Annotated in this window: 16 protein-coding genes; 10 read left to right on the top strand and 6 right to left on the bottom strand. The window is 31.6% G+C overall.

All coding sequences use genetic code 11. The features are described 5' to 3' along the window. The first annotated feature begins 36 nt into the window (after positions 1–36). The 7 genes from Q0820_RS04265 (at position 37) to Q0820_RS04235 (ending at position 8,455) form a co-directional block, all read left to right on the top strand. On the top strand, positions 37–3,456 hold the full coding sequence (locus tag Q0820_RS04265; RefSeq protein ID WP_298485408.1) for a hypothetical protein: 3,420 nt from the start codon (positions 37–39) through the stop codon (positions 3,454–3,456). Then, positions 3,449–3,868, top strand: coding sequence for an rRNA maturation RNase YbeY (gene ybeY / locus Q0820_RS04260; RefSeq protein ID WP_298485406.1), 420 nt, complete (start codon positions 3,449–3,451; stop codon positions 3,866–3,868). Before Q0820_RS04265 ends, ybeY begins: the two co-directional genes overlap by 8 nt. Before the next feature lie 4 nt (positions 3,869–3,872). Then, a complete protein-coding gene (gene mnmG / locus Q0820_RS04255) occupies positions 3,873–5,741 on the top strand; it encodes a tRNA uridine-5-carboxymethylaminomethyl(34) synthesis enzyme MnmG (protein ID WP_298485404.1) in 1,869 nt (622 codons plus the stop codon). Further along, positions 5,738–6,214 (top strand): hypothetical protein, encoded by a 477-nt coding sequence (locus Q0820_RS04250; protein ID WP_298485402.1) that lies wholly within the window; start codon positions 5,738–5,740, stop codon positions 6,212–6,214. Before mnmG ends, Q0820_RS04250 begins: the two co-directional genes overlap by 4 nt. Before the next feature lie 84 nt (positions 6,215–6,298). Next, positions 6,299–6,850 carry a hypothetical protein gene (locus Q0820_RS04245; RefSeq protein WP_298485400.1) on the top strand — a complete coding sequence of 184 codons (552 nt, stop codon included), beginning with the start codon at positions 6,299–6,301 and terminating at the stop codon, positions 6,848–6,850. Continuing rightward, entirely contained in the window at positions 6,828–7,655 is an 828-nt protein-coding gene (locus Q0820_RS04240) for a class I SAM-dependent methyltransferase (RefSeq protein ID WP_298485398.1), read from the top strand. Before Q0820_RS04245 ends, Q0820_RS04240 begins: the two co-directional genes overlap by 23 nt. 293 nt (positions 7,656–7,948) lie before the next feature. Beyond that, the gene (locus tag Q0820_RS04235; protein WP_298485396.1) at positions 7,949–8,455 is read left to right on the top strand and encodes an OmpH family outer membrane protein; all 507 of its coding nucleotides are present in this window, start codon (positions 7,949–7,951) and stop codon (positions 8,453–8,455) included. Positions 8,456–8,621: 166 nt separating this feature from the next. Here Q0820_RS04235 and Q0820_RS04230 read toward each other — a convergent pair whose 3' ends face one another. Together Q0820_RS04230 and Q0820_RS04225 are read right to left on the bottom strand one after the other, a co-directional pair. After that, on the bottom strand, positions 8,622–9,020 hold the full coding sequence (locus Q0820_RS04230) for a DoxX family membrane protein (RefSeq protein WP_298485394.1): 399 nt from the start codon (positions 9,018–9,020) through the stop codon (positions 8,622–8,624). 13 nt (positions 9,021–9,033) lie between these two features. Then, positions 9,034–10,185 carry a DNA polymerase III subunit delta' gene (locus Q0820_RS04225; RefSeq protein WP_298485392.1) on the bottom strand — a complete coding sequence of 384 codons (1,152 nt, stop codon included), beginning with the start codon at positions 10,183–10,185 and terminating at the stop codon, positions 9,034–9,036. Between the two features lie 174 nt (positions 10,186–10,359). Here Q0820_RS04225 and Q0820_RS04220 point away from each other — a divergent pair, with 174 nt between their 5' ends. The 3 genes from Q0820_RS04220 to Q0820_RS04210 all read left to right on the top strand — a co-directional run bounded on the left by Q0820_RS04220 (position 10,360) and on the right by Q0820_RS04210 (position 14,328). After that, positions 10,360–11,550, top strand: coding sequence for a phosphoglycerate kinase (locus tag Q0820_RS04220; RefSeq protein ID WP_298485390.1), 1,191 nt, complete (start codon positions 10,360–10,362; stop codon positions 11,548–11,550). A 116-nt stretch (positions 11,551–11,666) separates the two neighbouring features. Next, positions 11,667–13,310 carry a LysM peptidoglycan-binding domain-containing protein gene (locus Q0820_RS04215; RefSeq protein WP_298485389.1) on the top strand — a complete coding sequence of 548 codons (1,644 nt, stop codon included), beginning with the start codon at positions 11,667–11,669 and terminating at the stop codon, positions 13,308–13,310. A gap of 10 nt (positions 13,311–13,320) precedes the next feature. Continuing rightward, entirely contained in the window at positions 13,321–14,328 is a 1,008-nt protein-coding gene (locus tag Q0820_RS04210; RefSeq protein ID WP_298485387.1) for a DUF4837 family protein, read from the top strand. 109 nt (positions 14,329–14,437) lie between these two features. Here the strand turns inward: Q0820_RS04210 and Q0820_RS04205 are convergent, their stop codons facing one another. From Q0820_RS04205 to Q0820_RS04195, 4 genes are all read right to left on the bottom strand, one after another. Next, complete coding sequence (locus tag Q0820_RS04205) at positions 14,438–14,608, bottom strand: DUF6747 family protein (RefSeq protein ID WP_298485385.1); 171 nt, start codon at positions 14,606–14,608, stop codon at positions 14,438–14,440. A 315-nt stretch (positions 14,609–14,923) separates the two neighbouring features. Further along, a complete protein-coding gene (locus Q0820_RS16960) occupies positions 14,924–15,094 on the bottom strand; it encodes a DUF6747 family protein (protein ID WP_366135784.1) in 171 nt (56 codons plus the stop codon). 215 nt (positions 15,095–15,309) lie between these two features. Further along, entirely contained in the window at positions 15,310–17,754 is a 2,445-nt protein-coding gene (locus Q0820_RS04200) for an OmpA family protein (RefSeq protein ID WP_298485383.1), read from the bottom strand. 11 nt (positions 17,755–17,765) lie between these two features. Next, positions 17,766–18,701, bottom strand: a complete 936-nt coding sequence (locus Q0820_RS04195; RefSeq protein ID WP_298485381.1) for a type IX secretion system membrane protein PorP/SprF — start codon at positions 18,699–18,701, stop codon at positions 17,766–17,768. Positions 18,702–18,705 lie beyond the last annotated feature (4 nt).

Raw genomic sequence — 18,705 nt, 5'->3', positions numbered from 1 at the left:
AAAATAAACCTCTTTATTCGTAAGTATTATACCAATATGCTTATTAAAGGGGCTTTGCTTTTTATAGCATTTGGTTTTCTTTTTTTAATTGCAGTATTAGGAGTAGAGTATTTTCTCTGGCTTAATTCAACAGGCAGACTCTTATTATTTGTATTAGGAATAGGTATTATTACATACCTTCTTATTACATATTTATGTATTCCGTTATTCTACTTATTTAGATTAAAAAAAGGGTTATCTAACAAAGAGGCAGCTGTAATTATTGGTAAACATTTTCCAGAAGTAGGAGATAAGCTCTATAATCTTTTAGATTTAGAAGAAGACCCAAATAAGTCGGAATTATTATTGGCAAGTATAGAACAAAGAAGTAAAAATTTACAACCAATTCCTTTTGTAAATGCCGTTACTTTTAAAGACGGATTAAAGTATATAAAGTATGCTGCAATTCCTCTAGTTATAATTTTAATTATTGGTTTAACAGGAAATTTAAAATCGTATTTTGCTTCTTATAAAAGAGTTGTTAATTATGATTTAGCATATGAGCCACCTGCACCTTTTTCTTTTCACTTGTTATCTACTAATTTAACCGTTTTAGAGAACCAAGATTTTACTATACAATTAAACGTTGTTGGCAAAATAAGACCAGACGAAGTTTACATTATTGTAGATGGTAAAGAAATGTTACTGCAAGAAAATAATGGGGAATATGAATACACTTTTAATGCGCCTTTAGTTTCCACTAATTTTTATTTTAAAGGGAATGAAGTTGCCTCTAAAACCTATTCACTTATTGCATTAAAAACGCCGGGCATTGAAAATTTTAAAATGATTTTAGACTATCCAAACTATACAGGACTGTCTAATGCTATTATAGAGAGTACAGGTAATGCAAGTTTTCCGGAAGGCACAAAAGTAAGTTGGAATATTATTGGGAAAAACACCGATGCTATTCATATTAATACAAAAGATTCTATCTATACTTTTCTAAATAATAATAACACGCATACACTTTCGGATCGCGTATATAAGGATAGGGAGTATACACTTACTACCTCTAATAAAAATGTCTCTGATTTTGAAAAACTTAATTATACTTTTAAAGTTGTAAAAGATGCTAGTCCTACTATTTCAGTAAATCAGGTAATAGACAGTTTAAACCCAACTATTTCCTATTTTGTTGGTAATGCCACTGATGATTATAAGTTAAAAGAACTTAGGGTTGTTTGTTTTGAAAAAGGACAACCAAATTCTTCACAAAGTATTGTTTTAGAGAAACTTAACACTAATTATAACCAATTTTATTATACGTTTCCTTCTGGCTTTTCTTTAGTGAAAGGTAAAGAATATAGTCTTTATTTTGAAGTAACAGATAATGATGCCTTGCATAATGGTAAAACTACAAAAAGTGAAGTATTTAATTTTGGATTATTAAATGATAACCAATTAAAAAACAAAGAATTAGAGTCTCAAAAATCATTGATTAATAATTTGGATAAGTCCTTAGAAAAGGCCAAGGAGCAGAAGCAAAGTCTTAAAGAAATTAATAACAATCAAAAAGAAAAAGAAAACCTTAGTTATAATGAGAAAAAGAATATTCAAGATTTTCTTGAGAAACAACAAGAGCAAGAATCTTTAATGCAAAAATTTAGTAAAGAGCTTAAAGACAATTTGGATAAACAAGACAAAAATTCTGAGAAAAATAAATTATTACAGGAGCGTTTAGAGAGACAAGAATTACAAGCTAAGAAAAACCAAAAATTATTAGAAGACTTAAAAAAGGTTGCTGATAAAATTAATAAAGAAGACTTATCCAAAAAATTAGAAGAGGTTGCTAAAAAACAAAAGAACAGTGAGCGAAATTTAGAGCAATTACTAGAGCTTACAAAACGTTATTATGTTACCGAAAAACTAAATCAACTTTCTAAAGATTTAAAAGAACTTTCTGAAAAACAAGAAGAATTATCTACAAAAAATGAAGAAGAAAATGCTTTAGAAGAACAATTAAAATTAAATAAAGAGTTCCAAGAAATATCTAATAATATAGAAGAACTTTATAAAGATAATCAGGATTTAAAAAAGCCATTAGATTTAGATACAAATCCTGAAAAGCAAAATGCAATCAAGGATAACCAAAATGATGCTAAAGAATCTTTAGAAGAAAAAAACAAAAAATCTTCTCAAGAGAGTAAAGACAGCGAAATAAAAAATGCGAGTTCTAAGCAAAAGTCTGCTGCCCAAAAAATGAAAGAATTAAGTGAAGCAATGGAAGAGAGTTCTAGTGCTTCTAGTGGTTCTTCTTCGGTTGCAGAAGATGCAGAAATGTTACGTCAAATCTTAGATAATCTTATTACATTTTCTTTTAAACAGGAAGCTCTTTATAAAAAAATGAATGTACAAGATGGTGGTCAAAATGTTTTTGGTAATAACATTAAAGAACAACAACAGCTAAGACTTTTATTTGAACATGTAGATGATAGCCTTTTTGCACTTTCTTTGCGGAGAGAAGAATTATCAGAATTTGTTAATGAACAAATTACTGAGGTTTATTATAATGTAGACAAGGCCTTAGAAAATGTAGCTGATGGTCGTTTATATCAAGGTGCATCTAATCAAAAATATGTTATTACAGCTGCCAATAGTTTATCTGATTTTCTTGCTAATATTTTGGATAATATGCAACAAAGTATGCAAATGGGAAAAGGTGAGGGGGATAGTCAAAAAGGTTTTCAGTTACCAGATATTATTAAATCTCAAGGCGATTTAAAGGAGAAAATGAATGGTAGTGGTAAACCAGGACAGGGCCAATCTGGTGGTAAATCTGGTGAAGGTAAGAGTGGTGCTAATGGTGAAAAAGGAAAAGGTAAAGAAGGAAATAATCCAGGCGGTAAAAATGGTTCTGGTTCTGAAAAAGGTGCCTCTGGATCTACTAGTAAGGATGGCAAAGGACAAGGTAAAAAAGGAAAAAACGGAGAAGGTCAAGGCGAAGGAAAACAAGGTATCGGTAATGGAGCTTCTAATGGTGGAGGTTTAAGTGAATCTGAGTTAAAAGAAATTTATGAAATTTACAAATCCCAGCAAACCATACGTAAAGCTTTAGAAGACCAACTTTCTAATATGATTAATAAAGGGGATAGGGACCTTGCTAAAAAGTTACTAAAACAAATGCAAGAATTTGAGAATGATTTATTGGAGAATGGTATAACCAAACGTACAACAACTAAATCTAATGTTATTCAATACGAACTTCTTAAGTTAGAAAATGCTGCTTTAAAAAAAGGAAAAAAAGAAGAAAGAGAGAGTAATAGTAATAAAACTACTTTTACAAATCCTATACTTACTAAGCCCTCATTATTAGAGGATTATCATAATGAAACCGAAATATTAAATAAACAAAGCTTACCTTTGCGCCACATTTTTAAAAACCGTGTAAAACTGTACTTTAAATCTAATGATTAATTTTCACTATGAAACAGATTTTAATGCCTTACACCAAGAGCATTATAATACTTGGATTAATGCTATTTTAGAATCTGAAGATTTTAATTTAAGTACGTTGGATTATATTTTTTGTGATGATGAATATTTACTTAAAATTAATCAGGATTATTTAGACCATGATACCTTTACAGATATAATTACTTTTGATTATACTGTTGGTAAAATTATTGGAGGAGACATTTTTATTTCCGTGGAGCGGGTAAAAGAAAATGCTTCTAAATTTAATGTTGATTTCCTTAATGAACTACATCGTGTTATGGCACATGGGGTTCTTCATTTAATGGGATATAAAGATAAAACTAAAGAGGAATCTTTAGTTATGAGAAATAAAGAAGAGGAAAAAATTAATATGTTCCACGTGGAACAATAAGGTTATGTTTGGAGAAATATATGATGTTATCGTAGTAGGAGGCGGTCATGCTGGTGCAGAAGCAGCAGCGGCAGCTGCAAATATGGGTTCTAAAACTTTATTGGCAACAATGAACTTAGAAACCATTGGACAAATGTCTTGTAATCCTGCCATGGGTGGTATAGCAAAAGGACAAATTGTTCGTGAGATAGATGCACTTGGAGGTTATAGCGGAATTATTACAGATAAGTCTGCTATTCAATTTAAGATGCTTAATAAATCTAAAGGACCTGCAATGTGGAGTCCACGTGCGCAAAGTGATCGTAGACGTTTTTCTGAGGAATGGCGTCTAATGTTAGAGCGTACACCTAATGTAGACTTTTACCAAGAAATGATTTCTGGTTTACTTATAGAAAATAATAAAGTTGTTGGTGTTAAAACATCTTTAGGAATTTCCATTAGAAGTAAATCTGTTGTGTTAACAAATGGTACTTTTTTAAACGGACTTATCCATATCGGTGAGAAACAATTCGGTGGTGGCAGAGCAGGAGAGAAAGCTGCAACTGGTATTACGGAACAATTAGTAAGTATTGGTTTTGAAAGTGGCCGTATGAAAACGGGAACACCTCCAAGAGTAGACGGCAGGTCATTAGATTATTCCAAAATGATTGTTCAACCTGGTGATGCAAGACCTGAAAAATTCTCATATTTAGATACTGCTTTTCTTGAAACGCAAAGAGATTGTCATATGACACACACCTCTGAAATGGTTCATGATTTGTTGCGAGAAGGTTTTGATAGGTCTCCTATGTTTAACGGAAGAATTAAAAGCCTTGGTCCTCGTTATTGTCCTTCAATAGAAGATAAGATAAATAGATTTGCCGATAAGAATAGCCATCAAATTTTTGTTGAGCCAGAAGGTTGGGATACTGTAGAGGTTTATGTAAATGGGTTTTCTACATCATTACCAGAAGATGTTCAATTTAAAGCATTGCGTTCTGTGGTTGGTTTTGAAAAAGTAAAATTCTTTAGACCAGGATATGCAATAGAATATGATTATTTTCCACCTACACAATTACAGCATACATTAGAGACAAAGCTTATTGAGAATTTATATTTTGCTGGTCAAATTAATGGAACTACTGGTTATGAAGAAGCTGCATCACAAGGTTTAATGGCTGGTATAAATGCTCATTTAAAGATTAATAATAGAGAGCCTTTTATTCTAAAAAGAGATGAAGCTTATATTGGAGTTTTAATAGATGATTTAATTACGAAAGGTACAGAGGAGCCATACCGTATGTTTACTTCTCGTGCAGAATATAGAACATTATTACGTCAAGACAATGCAGATTTACGTTTAACACCCTTAGGCTTTAAGCTTGGTATTGCCAAAGAAGAACGTCTTATTAAAATGGAAGAGAAGGAAGCTAAGTCTAATATGTTTGTAGATTTCTTTAAAAATACTAGTGTTGTTCCAGAAGATATTAATCCAATTTTAGAGAATGTAAATTCTGCATTAGTTAAGCAATCCGATAAGATGTTTAAAGTATTTTCTAGACCTAAAGTTAAGATGGAAGATATGCTTAAGCTAGATAAAGTTTCTTCATTTGTAGAAGAACATAATCTTAATAGAGAAGTTTTAGAGCAAACGGAAGTACAAGTAAAATATGCAGGATATATTGCTAAGGAAAAAAATAATGCAGACAAACTTCAGCGTTTAGAAAATGTAAAAATCCCCGCTAATTTTGACTATACCAAACTAAAATCTTTATCTTATGAAGCAAGAGAAAAGCTTACAGCAATACAGCCTGTAACTATTTCTCAGGCATCTAGAATTAGTGGTATTAAACCAAGTGACATTAGTGTGCTTTTAGTATTTATGGGAAGATGATACAATCTCTTTTTTACAAACAAAAGAAACCTTTAACAGCATTAATTCTTGGGTATATTTTGTTAGTTGTTTTATTCTCTTTATTAGTTACTAATTCTGGGCCTTTAAATCAACATATTGTTCTTGGGATTATTACTTTTTTTCTTATTGGATATTCTATTTCTTATGAAGTTTCTAAAGATTTTATTCTATTTAAACATCTAAAAGTATTTGGGATTACCCTTTTTAAATCTATAATACATTTTCCTTTTCCAGACTATTTAATAGTTTTTTCTGCTACATATAAACAAGGGGCAGAGTGGGGTTCTGTTGCTGCTATTGGAAAAGAACGTGGTGGTCATAATTATGTTATTAGATTGTTTAAAGGAAATAAACATTTTACGATTTATCGTACTAATTCTTTAGAAGATGCCAAAGAGAAAGCTAGTGAATTATCTGTTTTTCTTAATGTAGAAATTCGTGGTAAAATGTAAATTGTTCCACGTGGAACAATTTTGAAGATTGTTTTTTGGCGTAGTTTTTGATGCGTAAAAGCAACAAAATAAAGCCATTAAAAAATGAAGAAACTTCTATATGTTTTTGCTTCTGTTGCCTTCCTTACTTCTTGCGTTCCTATTCGTATTGCACCAAGCATTTCTGATTACAATGTTACTAAAGGAAAAAAGTTTAAACGAAGTTTGTCTAAAAGGCAAATGTTTATTTTTGAGGACCCTAAAGTAGCAAATGATTTTTACAATTATGTGAATACTAAATATGATTTGCAACATATAGATGTGTACGATAATGTTCCTTTTAAAATTAATGGAGAACAATATTTCTTTTCTTTTTATGAAGTAAAGATTCCGGATAAAGCAATTAATTTTTTTCCTTTTGTAACTAGCGTTTTATTCAATGCTGCAATTGGCAATTTTGAGGACGCAGAGATTGAGGACCCAACTATGGACAGAAAAGATAATTGGTATTTGGCTATTGAAGTGTATAGCGATTTAGAAAAAGATTGTTTAGAGATGAATTCACTTTCTAGAGAAGTTGTTTTAAAGTATCTTCGTACTTTGAAAAAAGAATATTTGTCTACCCACAATTACAATGAAATTGTATTTAAATACTAAAGACTTTTTAATAACAGGAGAGGAGTTTCAATTAGAATATAATTCTGATTTGGATATGTTGGTTACAAAACCCCAACCAGAAAATTTAGATTTGTATTACGAGAGTGATGCTTATATTTCACATTCTGATGCTTCTGTTTCTTTTTTGGATAAGATTTACCAAATTGTAAAAAAGTATAGTATTCAAAAAAAAGTTTCATTAATTACTTCCTACACAGTTTCTAATAAAAATGTATTAGATGTTGGAGCAGGAACAGGGGATTTTTTATTAGGAGCAAAAAATGCAGGTTGGCAAGTTTGTGGAATGGAACCAAATACTACTGCAATTACAAAAGCATTGGAAAAAGGAATTACACTGTATCCAGATTTTTCACAATTAGAAAATAAGAAATTTAATGTTATTACCCTTTGGCATGTTTTAGAACATCTTCCAAATTTAGAGGACCAAATACAAAACTTAAAGAACCTGCTTACTGAAAATGGAACCCTAATTATAGCCGTTCCTAACTATAAATCTTTTGATGCAAAATGGTATAAAGAAAATTGGGCAGCTTATGATGTACCAAGACACCTTTGGCATTTTTCAAGAACCTCTATTTCTAAATTATTTACAAAGCATAACATGCAAGTTGTAAAAACAAAACCCATGTGGTTTGATTCTTTTTATGTTTCTATTTTATCCGAAGAACACCAGCCAGGAAGAAAAAATATTTTTAGAGCATTTATAGTAGGTTTGTGGTCCAATATCCGTGCACTGTTCAATAAAGAATGTTCCTCTGTAATTTATATCCTTAAAAAGGTTTAATTCTTGTTTTAAGCGTGTTTAAGAGCTTTTTACACCAGGGCACTTGTAATCTAATTACTTTTTTTAGTAGCAGCGCTGAGCGTATTCTATTACATCTAAATAGTATAAACGATATTTATGATAAATTCGTGTTTTAATAGATTTTAGCTATACAGTAAATTTGTGAGGAATTTTGAAGTGTTGGTGTGCAATTTTAACAAATATGAGTATAAAAGCTTTCAATTTAAAAAGCTTTGTTATTTTAGCACAGCAGAAAAATAATTTCGGCAATAAGAAATATTAAAGAGAACAAAATGAAAAAGATTTTATTAGTATTAGCTGTATTAGGAATGGCTTCTTGTCAGCAAGAGAAGATAGGTTATGTAGATAACGTAAAGCTAATGGATGAATACCAAGAAAAAATGGATGTAGAAGCTAAGTTTAAGACAAAATTAGAGGCTTTAGCAAAAAAGAGAGATAGTATTTCTCAAGCTTTTCAACTAGAAGCTCAGGCTTTTCAAATAAAAGCACAAAAAATGTCTCAGAAAAAAGCGCAAGAGGAGTATGGCTTAATGCAACAAAAAGGGCAAGTAATGGGGCAACAATTACAACAAGAAGACCAACAATTACAAGCTGCTGGACAAGTAGAGATGGATAGCATTGTAAGTAAAGTAAAAAAACAAATTAAAGCTTTTGGTAAAGCACAAGGATACACGTACATCTTAGGAGGTGGCGATGGTGGTAGCGTTCTTTACGGTACAGATGCTAATAATTTAACAGATAATATTCTTAAAATCTTAAACGATGATTATAAGAAGTAAGTAAACTACCTCGGGGCAATCCCAGGAGTTTTAGAAGGAAAATTAGTATTGATTTCGACGCAAGCGTCGGAGCATTTAAATCTTGATTATCTAGTAAACTTACTTTACGTCATAAAAAATCCCTCTAATTTTTAATTAGTGGGATTTTTTTGTTCATTTTTTTAAATTACCCCTGCAACAAAAACACCAAAAATATAGCAGGTATAAAGTAAATAGCTATAGTTCTTGCACCATCATAATCTTTTGCAACACGTTGTCCAAAAAGAAGCATTAAGAGTACTAGACAAGATAATATAGCACCATACATAGCCATGATGGAAACTCCATCACTACATAATTGGTATATGCCAAGAATACACAAAACACCAGCAATAATTTCTGTAATTAAAATTATTGCAACCATTGCGGGAACTATATTTTTAAGAGGTGTTTCTGCAAAGTGACCCTTTAACCAAGAAACGTTACCATTCCAATCGGCAATTTTATCGTATCCACTTTGTAAAAAAGTAATGATTAAAAATAGAAGAATAAGAATTTCTGTAGCGTTGGTAAGTAATGGTTCCATAGTTATAGTTTAGTTAGGCTGCTTTTGCGTGCAATAGTCTGGTTAATCGTATAGAAAGGTCAGTTAATATTAGTTTAGAATTGCCGTTACGTTCTATATGGTAAATAGCAGTTTCTAATTCTTTTACAATATTTACAATATTATTTTCATGTATAAAGGGCGCAAACTTTTTAAGCTGAAACCCTTCAGATTCTATATGCATATAGGCAAGCTCTTTGGCATTAAAGTTAATAAGCATGGCTTGGCGCATTACTGCCATACAGTAGAGTAAAAACTTTTTTTGTGTTTCTCTACCAGTTTTAGCAACCTCTTCGCTCCACAAAATTAAATCATGAATAGCAGCTTTATTTCCTTTAGCTTTAAAAGCACTACGTACCCATTGTACAAACCATTTTTCAAAAACTAAATCTTCAGAATCTTTGTTTAATAAATCTAACGCTTTATTAAAATTACCATCGGCTTCATGAGCAAGACGTAATGCTTCTTCTCTATTTGCTCCTTTTTCAATAAGGGCATTGGCAATAGCATCTTCTGCAAGCGGAGGAAAATGTAGTATTTGGCATCTAGATTTTATAGTTTGTAGTATTTGCTCTTCGTCCTCAGCAAGTAAAAGAAAAACCGTTTTATTAGGTGGTTCCTCAATAAGTTTTAAAAGTTTATTGGCTGAAGAAACATTCATTTTTTCGGCCATCCAAATTAGCATCACCTTATAACCACCTTCGTAAGATTTTAAGGCTAATTTTTTAACAACATCTAGTGCTTCATCAACCCCAATTTGCCCTTGTTTTTTTTCAATATCAATTAATCTATACCAATCAAATAAATTACCATAAGGTTGTTCGGTTATAAATTGTCGCCACTCTTGCATATAATGGTTACTTACTGCATGGCTTTTTACTTTGTCTGAGTTAGCAACCGGAAAAACAAAATGCATATCTGGGTGCGCATAGGAATCAAACTTGGTATTGCAGGAACTATTGGCTCCATTATTTTCTTCATTGGTGTTTCCACAAATAATATATTGCGCATAAGCTAATGCCATAGGCAGTAAACCACACCCTTCTGGCCCTACAAATAGTTGTGCATGTGGTATTCTACCAGCATTGGCACTTGTTGCTAAATGTTTTTTAATATGGGAAAGCCCTAAAATTTGACTAAATAACATAAGCTCAAAGATAGCTTTTTTGGTCTATTCTTTAATTATAACGTTATAGTAGATTTATTAAGCCTTATACTTTAGCTAAAGGTCAGAAATCTTTACCTTTACCATTCAAGAAAGCATATTTAGAAGTGTTTAATGATAAGTTAAACCAAATTAAAAACAAACACACAGCAATAGATGAAAGTAATTAACGATTTTAATTTTGAAAACAAAAAAGCACTTATACGTGTAGATTTTAATGTGCCTTTAGATAAAGATTTTAATGTGGCAGATGCAACAAGGATTGAAGCTGCAAAACCTACAATTATTAAAGTTTTAGAAGATGGTGGTAGCGCTGTTCTTATGAGTCACTTAGGAAGACCTAAAGGATCGCGTAATGCCGATATGTCTTTAAAGCATATTTGTGATAAAGTTTCTGAAATTTTAGGTGTTGCTGTAAAATTTGTAGAAGACTGCGTTGGAGAAGCTGCAGAAAAAGCAGTGGCAGAATTAAAAAGCGGAGAAATTTTATTATTAGAAAACTTACGTTTTTATAGAGAAGAAACTGGCGGAGATGTTGCTTTTGCTGAACAACTTTCTAAATTAGGAGACATTTATGTTAACGATGCTTTTGGAACAGCACACAGAGCACATGCTTCTACAACTGTTGTTGCACAGTTTTTTCCAGAAAATAAATGTTTTGGACTTTTACTTGCTAAAGAAATAGAGTCTATAGAAAAAGTTATGCAAACAGGAGAAAAACCTGTTTTAGCAATTTTAGGAGGAGCCAAAGTTTCTTCTAAAATAACAATTATAGAAAATATATTGGATAAGGTAGACCACCTTATTGTTGGTGGCGGAATGACCTATACTTTTGTAAAAGCACAAGGAGGTAAAGTAGGAGATTCTATCTGTGAGGATGATAAAATGGAATTAGCTTTAGATATTTTAAAGCAAGCAAAAGAAAAAGGAGTAGAAGTACATATTCCTGTAGATGTATTAGCTGCGGATGATTTTAGTAATACTGCAAATACACAAGTGGTAGATGTAAATGAAATTCCTGACGGATGGCAAGGTTTAGACGCTGGTCCTAAAACATTAGAAAACTTTAAAGAGGTTATTTTAAAGTCTAAAACTATTCTTTGGAATGGCCCAATAGGTGTTTTTGAAATGGAATCTTTTGCCAAAGGAACTATTGCATTAGGAAATTATATTGATGAGTCTACAGAAAATGGAGCTTTTTCTCTTGTTGGTGGTGGTGATTCTGTTGCTGCAGTAAAACAATTTGGCTTTCAAGATAAAGTAAGCTATGTATCTACAGGCGGAGGCGCAATGTTAGAGAGCTTAGAAGGAAAAACGTTACCAGGAATTGCTGCTATATTAGCATAGTAGGTACGCTATCGACCAACGGTAATAAATTAAAAATCGCACATTTTAAGAGAGAAAATTTTATTCTCCCAGAAAAATGTGCGATTTTCGTTAGTCCCGAAATAAAATAACGTACTATGAATTTTTTAAAAAAGCGTTTTCATTATAGTATTGCGCTATTCCTTTTTGCGTTTCCACTACATGCACAAGAAGAAGATACTACGCCGCAAAACGAAGTGAAAATTATAGAGTCTAAGGATATTCCTTTAGACACCTTAGCGTTACCATTATTAAAAAAAGAACCTGTAACTATTACAGATGTTACTGCAGTTATAAAAGATAATCCGTTAGCGCTTTCTGTAAAAGAAAATACACCAGCTAAGTACGATTTAAAAGACCATGAGCATGCTGCAAAGTACGATAGTTTGTGGATGAAAGAACTTTTAGAAACTAACGTTCTTTTTGAGGATATGTATGCCGAAATAGAAAATTTAGATTTGGATACAACCTTTGAATCTGAAATTAACACCGATTCTTTAAAAGTAAGACTAGAACGTTTAAACCAAAAAACGCCATTTAATATAACCTACAATCCATCTTTAGAAAGTGTTATTAAGTCTTTTTTGAGTAGAAAAAGAGGTTTAATGGAGCGAATGCTCACCGTTAGCCAATTTTACTTTCCACTTTTTGAGCAGCAATTAGACAATTATGATATTCCTTTAGAGATGAAATATTTGGCTATAGTAGAATCTGCATTAAACCCTAGAGCAAGGTCTAGAGTAGGAGCTACAGGACTTTGGCAATTTATGTACAGTACAGGTAAAATGTATAAATTAGATGTTAGTAGTTATGTAGATGAGCGTAGCGATCCTATAAAAGCTACCGAAGCGGCCTGTAAATATTTAGGAAGACTGTACGATATTTTTGAGGATTGGGATTTAGCATTAGCAGCCTATAATTCTGGCCCAGGGAATGTAAATAAAGCAATTAGAAGGTCTGGAGGACAAAAAAATTACTGGAATATAAGAAGAAACCTTCCTAGAGAAACAGCTGGTTATGTGCCAGCATTTATAGCAACTATGTATTTGTTTGAGTATGCAGAGGAGTATGGTTTAAAAGTAAAAGAAGTAGACCGTAATTATTTTATCACAGATACCATACATGTAAAAAACCTAATAACCTTTAAACAAATATCGGAATTAGTTGGTGTTGATATAGAGGAACTAAAACTTTTAAATCCGTCATATAAATTAGACGTTATTCCTTATGTAGATGGTAAAGATTATGCATTGCGCTTACCAGTTGCTGCTATGGGTAAGTTTGTGGCAAATGAAGCTGCTATTTATGCACATGTAGAAAAAGAATTAAAGAGTAAAGAAAGTCCTTTACCACAATTAGTAAAAGCGCAAGACCAAATACGTTACAAAGTTCGTAGCGGAGATTATTTAGGAAAAATAGCAAGTAGGTATGGAGTAGGAGTTAGCCAAATTAAACGTTGGAATGGTTTACGAAGTAATAATTTACGAATAGGGCAAAGGCTTACTATTTTTACAAGAAACCCAAATGTTACTACTTCTAAGAAAACAGTAGCAAAAACTACTAAAAAAGTGGTGATTCCGCCAGGAGCAAAGGTGCATACGGTACAAAGTGGAGATTCTCTATGGACTATTTCAAAAAAATATCCTGGAATTAGTATAGAGAATTTACGAGAATGGAACGGTATTAGTGGTAAGAACTTAAAACCAGGAACAAAGCTTAAATTATGTGCTTGTCCATCATAAAAAATATACCATGAATAAGAAATTAAGGATGTTTTCTGTGCTGCTTTTTGTAGCAGTGCTTTTTGGCTGTAAAGAAACCAATAAAAAAAGTTATTTACCAGAGTCTATAGGAGCAATAAATAACCTTACGGTTGTTATAGAAAACGACTTATGGAAAGGAGAAGTAGGAGACAAAATTAGAGAACATTTTGCGGCTCCTGTTGTTGGCCTTACTTGGGATGAGCCTTTATTTAATATTACCAATGTTCCTGCTAGTGTATTTTCTGGTGCTCTAAGAAATACAAGAGCAGTATTATATGTGCAAAAAGACACTTTAAATATTGCACATATAAAAACAGATATGTATGCTAGACCTCAAAAAATAGGGGTTATAAAAGGGCATAATAATCAAGAAATAATAGCCAATATAGATAAAAAGGCTACCGAAATAATTGCGACATTTAAAAAACAAGAGATTGATGAGGCTCAAAAAAGATTTTTACGTTCTTTAAACAAAGAAAAAGCTTTAGAAAACCAGTTTAATATTAGCCTAAATATACCTTCTATTTATAAAGTAGGAAGAGAAGCAGATAATTTTGTGTGGATAGACCACCAAATCCCAAAAGGAACAGTAAATATAATAGCCTATACATTACCTGCAAACAGTTTTAAAACAGATTCTACTTTAGTAAAGGATATAGTGCGTATGAGAGATTCTATTGGAGAGAAATTTATTCCAGGACCAGATGTAGAAGGCAAAATTACACACATGCGTACAGAGCCAGCTTTTTCTCCTAATATTTTCCCTGCAGAAATAAGCGGAATGAAGGCTATAGAGGTACGTGGTATTTGGGATATAAAAAACTATCCTATGGCAGGACCTTTTATAACGTATATTATTGAGGATACTAAAAACAATAGAAAATTAGTACTAGAAGGTTTTACGTTTGCACCAGCAACAGAAAAGAGAGATTATATGTTTCAGTTAGAAGCAATCTTAAAAACACTTAAGATTAATATAAAAGAAGGCAAGAAATAGACCTTTTAAGGCGATGTTTTAATAAACTCACTCTTTACCTTGTTTAAAAATAAAAAGCTCATTAGCGACTGCTAATGAGCTTTTTATTTTTATAACTTTGATTTGCTTTTTATACAAAGGCAAATCCAGTAGACATTCTAAATATTAGTGCATATAAGGCAACAGCAATTAAAAAAACGCACACCCAAGAAAGCACTTTAAAATATCTTTTTAAAAACTGGCTTCCCCAATTTTTAAAAGCTTCAAAATAAATTTCTTTTAATAGTAATAATTTCTCCATAGTAAACAATATTTGGTTCGCTGCAAAGTTCCGATATGTTTTGAATGAGGGAAAAACCTTTGGCTAAAACGCTGAATTAAAAGGATGTAAGGGGTTTATTTGCAGGCGCATAGATAAACAGCAATTTTATGGGCTAACTTACTAAGAGAGTTTTAAGCATTTGCTTACAAAAAACAGGCAATTACCATTTTTTCGTATTTATTTGTAAGATTTGTCTTTGATTCTTATAGATTTAAATTTCAGAATTAGTCATGAAAAAAGAAAAAGCGTCTTAAAAAGACACTTTTTCTTAAAATTGGTTGGTTGTAATATTTTTTATTGAAACGGGAAACCAGTAGCTATTCTAAAAATAAGAGCATAGAGCACTACAAGAAAACTGGCAAAGCAAAACCAAGTGAATATTTTAAAATATGATTTTACAATTTTACTCCCTAAGCTTTTAAATGCTTCGAGATAAATCTCTTTAATAAGTAGGACATTTTTCATGATTTTTGGGATTTGGGGTTAAAAAGTATTATGTATACATAACTATAAATGAGCTTATAAGGTATGTATTAGTCTTGTGTTTGTTGTGAAAATACCCACTTTTGTTGTGAAAAATTAATTTGTGCTTATTTAAGTATTAGACAGTAGAATATTAGGCAATAAAAAAGCCCATAGATCTCATATATCTATGGGCTATTATATGGGTTAAAAGTTTTTTACATTTTTACTATTATAAATTCTGATCTACGGTTTAGGTAGTGTTTTTGCTCTGTACACCTAACAGTACCATCACATTCATTCATTAACCTTTCTTCGCCATAACCTATAGCACTTTCTATACGTTCTGCAGCAATACCTTTAGAGATTATATAGTCTCTAGAAGATTTAGCCCTTTTGTCTGATAGGTATTTGTTATAGGCTCTTTTACCTCTAGAATCGGTATGAGACTCAATTTTAATAACCATATTAGGATATTCTGTCATTACTTCTACAAGTTTGTCTAGTTCTACAGCAGCATCTTCACGTATGTAAGATCTATCAAAGTCAAAGTGAATCATTTCTGTTTTTAGCTTCTTAATACCATCTTCTACAGCAATCATTTCTTTTAGCTTACGTAAAGAAACATCTACACTAATTGTATCGTTTTCTTTTGTAGTAACCTCTTGCAAGTCATCAAAATAAGTGCCTTTAGTGGTTTTTATAACATATTTGGTTGTAGCTTCTAAGTCTTCGAAAATAAAGCTACCATCATCACCAGTTATTACTTCTTTTAGTTTAATGTTATTTTCATCTAATAATTCTACTAATGCTTTTGGCATAAAATCACCTGTAATTAACTCAGTTACAACACCAGCAATTGCATTTACATTAGCAGGCACTTCTTCTAAAACTAAGTTTTTAAAGGCATAAATATCATCATCTCCTTTACCACCGTCTCTATTAGAAGCAAAGTAGCCTTTTTGAGTTTCTTCATCTATTATATAAGAGAAATCATCTTTATTACTATTAATAGGTTGTCCTAAGTTAACTACATCTAAAAAGCCTTCCTCTTCTTCAAAAGATACTTCATAAACATCTAAACCACCAAGACCTGTATGCCCGTCTGAAGAAAAATAAAGTTTTTTATCATTAATAAAAGGGAACATTTCTCTTCTTTCAGTATTAATTTCTGGCCCTAAATTTCTAGGTTCAGAAAAACTACCATCTTCACGAACATCTACCATAAAAATATCGGTTTCTCCAATACTTCCTGGCATATCAGAAACAAAGTATAATTCTTTACCATCTGGACTTAAAGCTGGGTGTCCTGTGGAGTAATTATCACTATTAAAAGGTAGTTCTGTAGCCTCTGTCCATTCTCCATCTACTTTTTTAGATTGATAAATTTTAAGGTGGTTTACCCCTTTTTTATCTCTCTTTAATTTTTTACCATAATTATTTCTTGTAAAATACATGGTTCTGTTATCTGGAGCAAAAGTCACTGCTGCCTCATGGTATTTTGTATTTACCTTTTTAGAAAATTTAATAGCATCTTTTAGCTCTTGAGATTCTTCATTTATCTTGGCAACATACAAATCTAGGTATGGCTGATCGTTCCATTTATACCGTCTGGTATTAAAAAAAGAAGAGTCTTTAGCAGAAGCATATACAACCCTATTATCATCATGAAACATTGGAGAAAATTCTGAATATTCTGAGTTTACAGAAAGATTTTTTACTTCAAACTTTTTGCTTGTTCCTAAAATATTATCTAAAACAATTTCATTAGGAGTAGCTTTCTCTGTATTATTTATTGGACTAAGGTCTTCTCTCTTTAATTTTCTATTGTATAAACGCATTAAACGTTTAGATCTAGCGTATTTACCTGTTCCTTTAAGAGAGTGTGCGTATTTAAAAATATTATCGGCAGACATTTCTTTTTCATACTTTTCATAAAGTATGTTATACCAATGGTATGCTTTTTCCATATCGGTATTAAAGTAATGGGAATCTCCTGCTTTTTGTAAAACATCGTAGGAGTAATTTTTTTCGTTCTTTTTAAGAGCTATTTCATATAAATCTGCTGCTTCTGCGTACCACATTTTATTAAAATAGTAATCTGCTCTTTGAATAAGTTTACTTTTGTTAGGGGTACCGTCTATGTTTTTAGAGGTTAAATTTTCGCTAATACTTTTTTCTGAAGAATTATTTGTAATAAAATCTTCTTTAGTAGGATTTTGCATAGCGGGTTTGCTATTCTCTACTTCCATTATCCAAACTTCATCTTTAAATTTACCATTAAATTTAGATGTTACTTTTGTTATAGACTCTTTCCAATCACTCTGATAATCAATATATAAGTAATTTAATCTATTTTCAGGGTTTAAAATGTAACCAGAGTTATACCCTTTTTTCTTATATTTTTTAGCAGCTTTTTCTTGATTTTTATTAAAAACACCAGCAATTATATAATAGCCATTATAAATATCAGTAAGGTTTGTAAAAGTTCTATGTGCAATAGTATTTGCTTCTGCTGCCTGAGCAAAAGAAATTTCATTTGTTTCTTGCTCCAGTATGGGGCTAAGATTTGTGCCTGGTTGTAACATAGCACTATTTTCTTTCTCTTGCGCACTAAGGCTTAAGGATAGAAAAAAGATAAAAGCTGTAAGTAGTTTTTTCATGACTTGGGTAATTAGAAAAACCTTGGGGATTTAATTTTGGTTAATTTAGATATTAGTTGGTATCGTATAAAAATCTCGTGCGTACCCGAGTTATAAGCATTTAGTTCATTAGTATTGTAATCATAAGCGTACCCTATGTTAAATTGTGGGCTAATTTGAAAGCCAAAAAGTGCTCCGACAGAATCATCCCATCTATAGTTAACGCCTAAATTTAGTCTTTCGTATAACAAGAAGTTTAGAGAAAGGTCTGCTATAAGTGGAGCTCCCTCTACATACTTAACAAAAGTAGATGGCTTAAATTTTAATAAAGGGTTTATATTAAACACATAACCACCTATAAAATATAAGTGCATGCGGTCTTTGCCAACGGACTCTTCTAAAACGTCATACCGTTTGTTATATAAAATATTTGGGGTAGAAACTCCTAAATAAGCATTACCAGTATAGTAAAAAAGACCAGCACCAACTGTTGGTAAAAATTCACTATTTATATTCTCATTAAAGAGAACATCTGGGTCTCTAAATGTTCCTTTAGACCAGTCTACACTTAAAAAACGTCCACCGGCTTTTACTCCAAGAGCTAATTTGTGTCCTTTTCTATTTAATATAATATTATGGGCATAATTAACATCAATAAAAGTTTCACTAGATGGGCCAATTTGATCTTGTACAATAGATAAACCAATTCCGTCAAACTTTTCAAAAGGAGAATCTAATCCCAACGAAATAGTTTTTGGAGAACCCTCTAAGCCAACCCACTGACTTCTAAATAGTGAAATTGCAGCAAAATGCCCTCTAGAACCCGTGTACCCGGGATTTACCGTCATGGTATTATAGTTGTATTGGGTGTATTGCGGTTCTTGCTGTCCAAATAGGTTAGGAACACATAGGAGAAACATTGCAATGAAACTTAATTTTGGAATTATATGTCGTTTTTTAGTATTCATTTTT

The sequence above is a fragment of the uncultured Maribacter sp. genome (assembly GCF_947495965.1).
Lineage (GTDB): Bacteria > Bacteroidota > Bacteroidia > Flavobacteriales > Flavobacteriaceae > Maribacter_B.
Note: the sequence above shows the minus strand (reverse complement) of the source record. Positions and strands in the feature narration are given on the sequence as shown.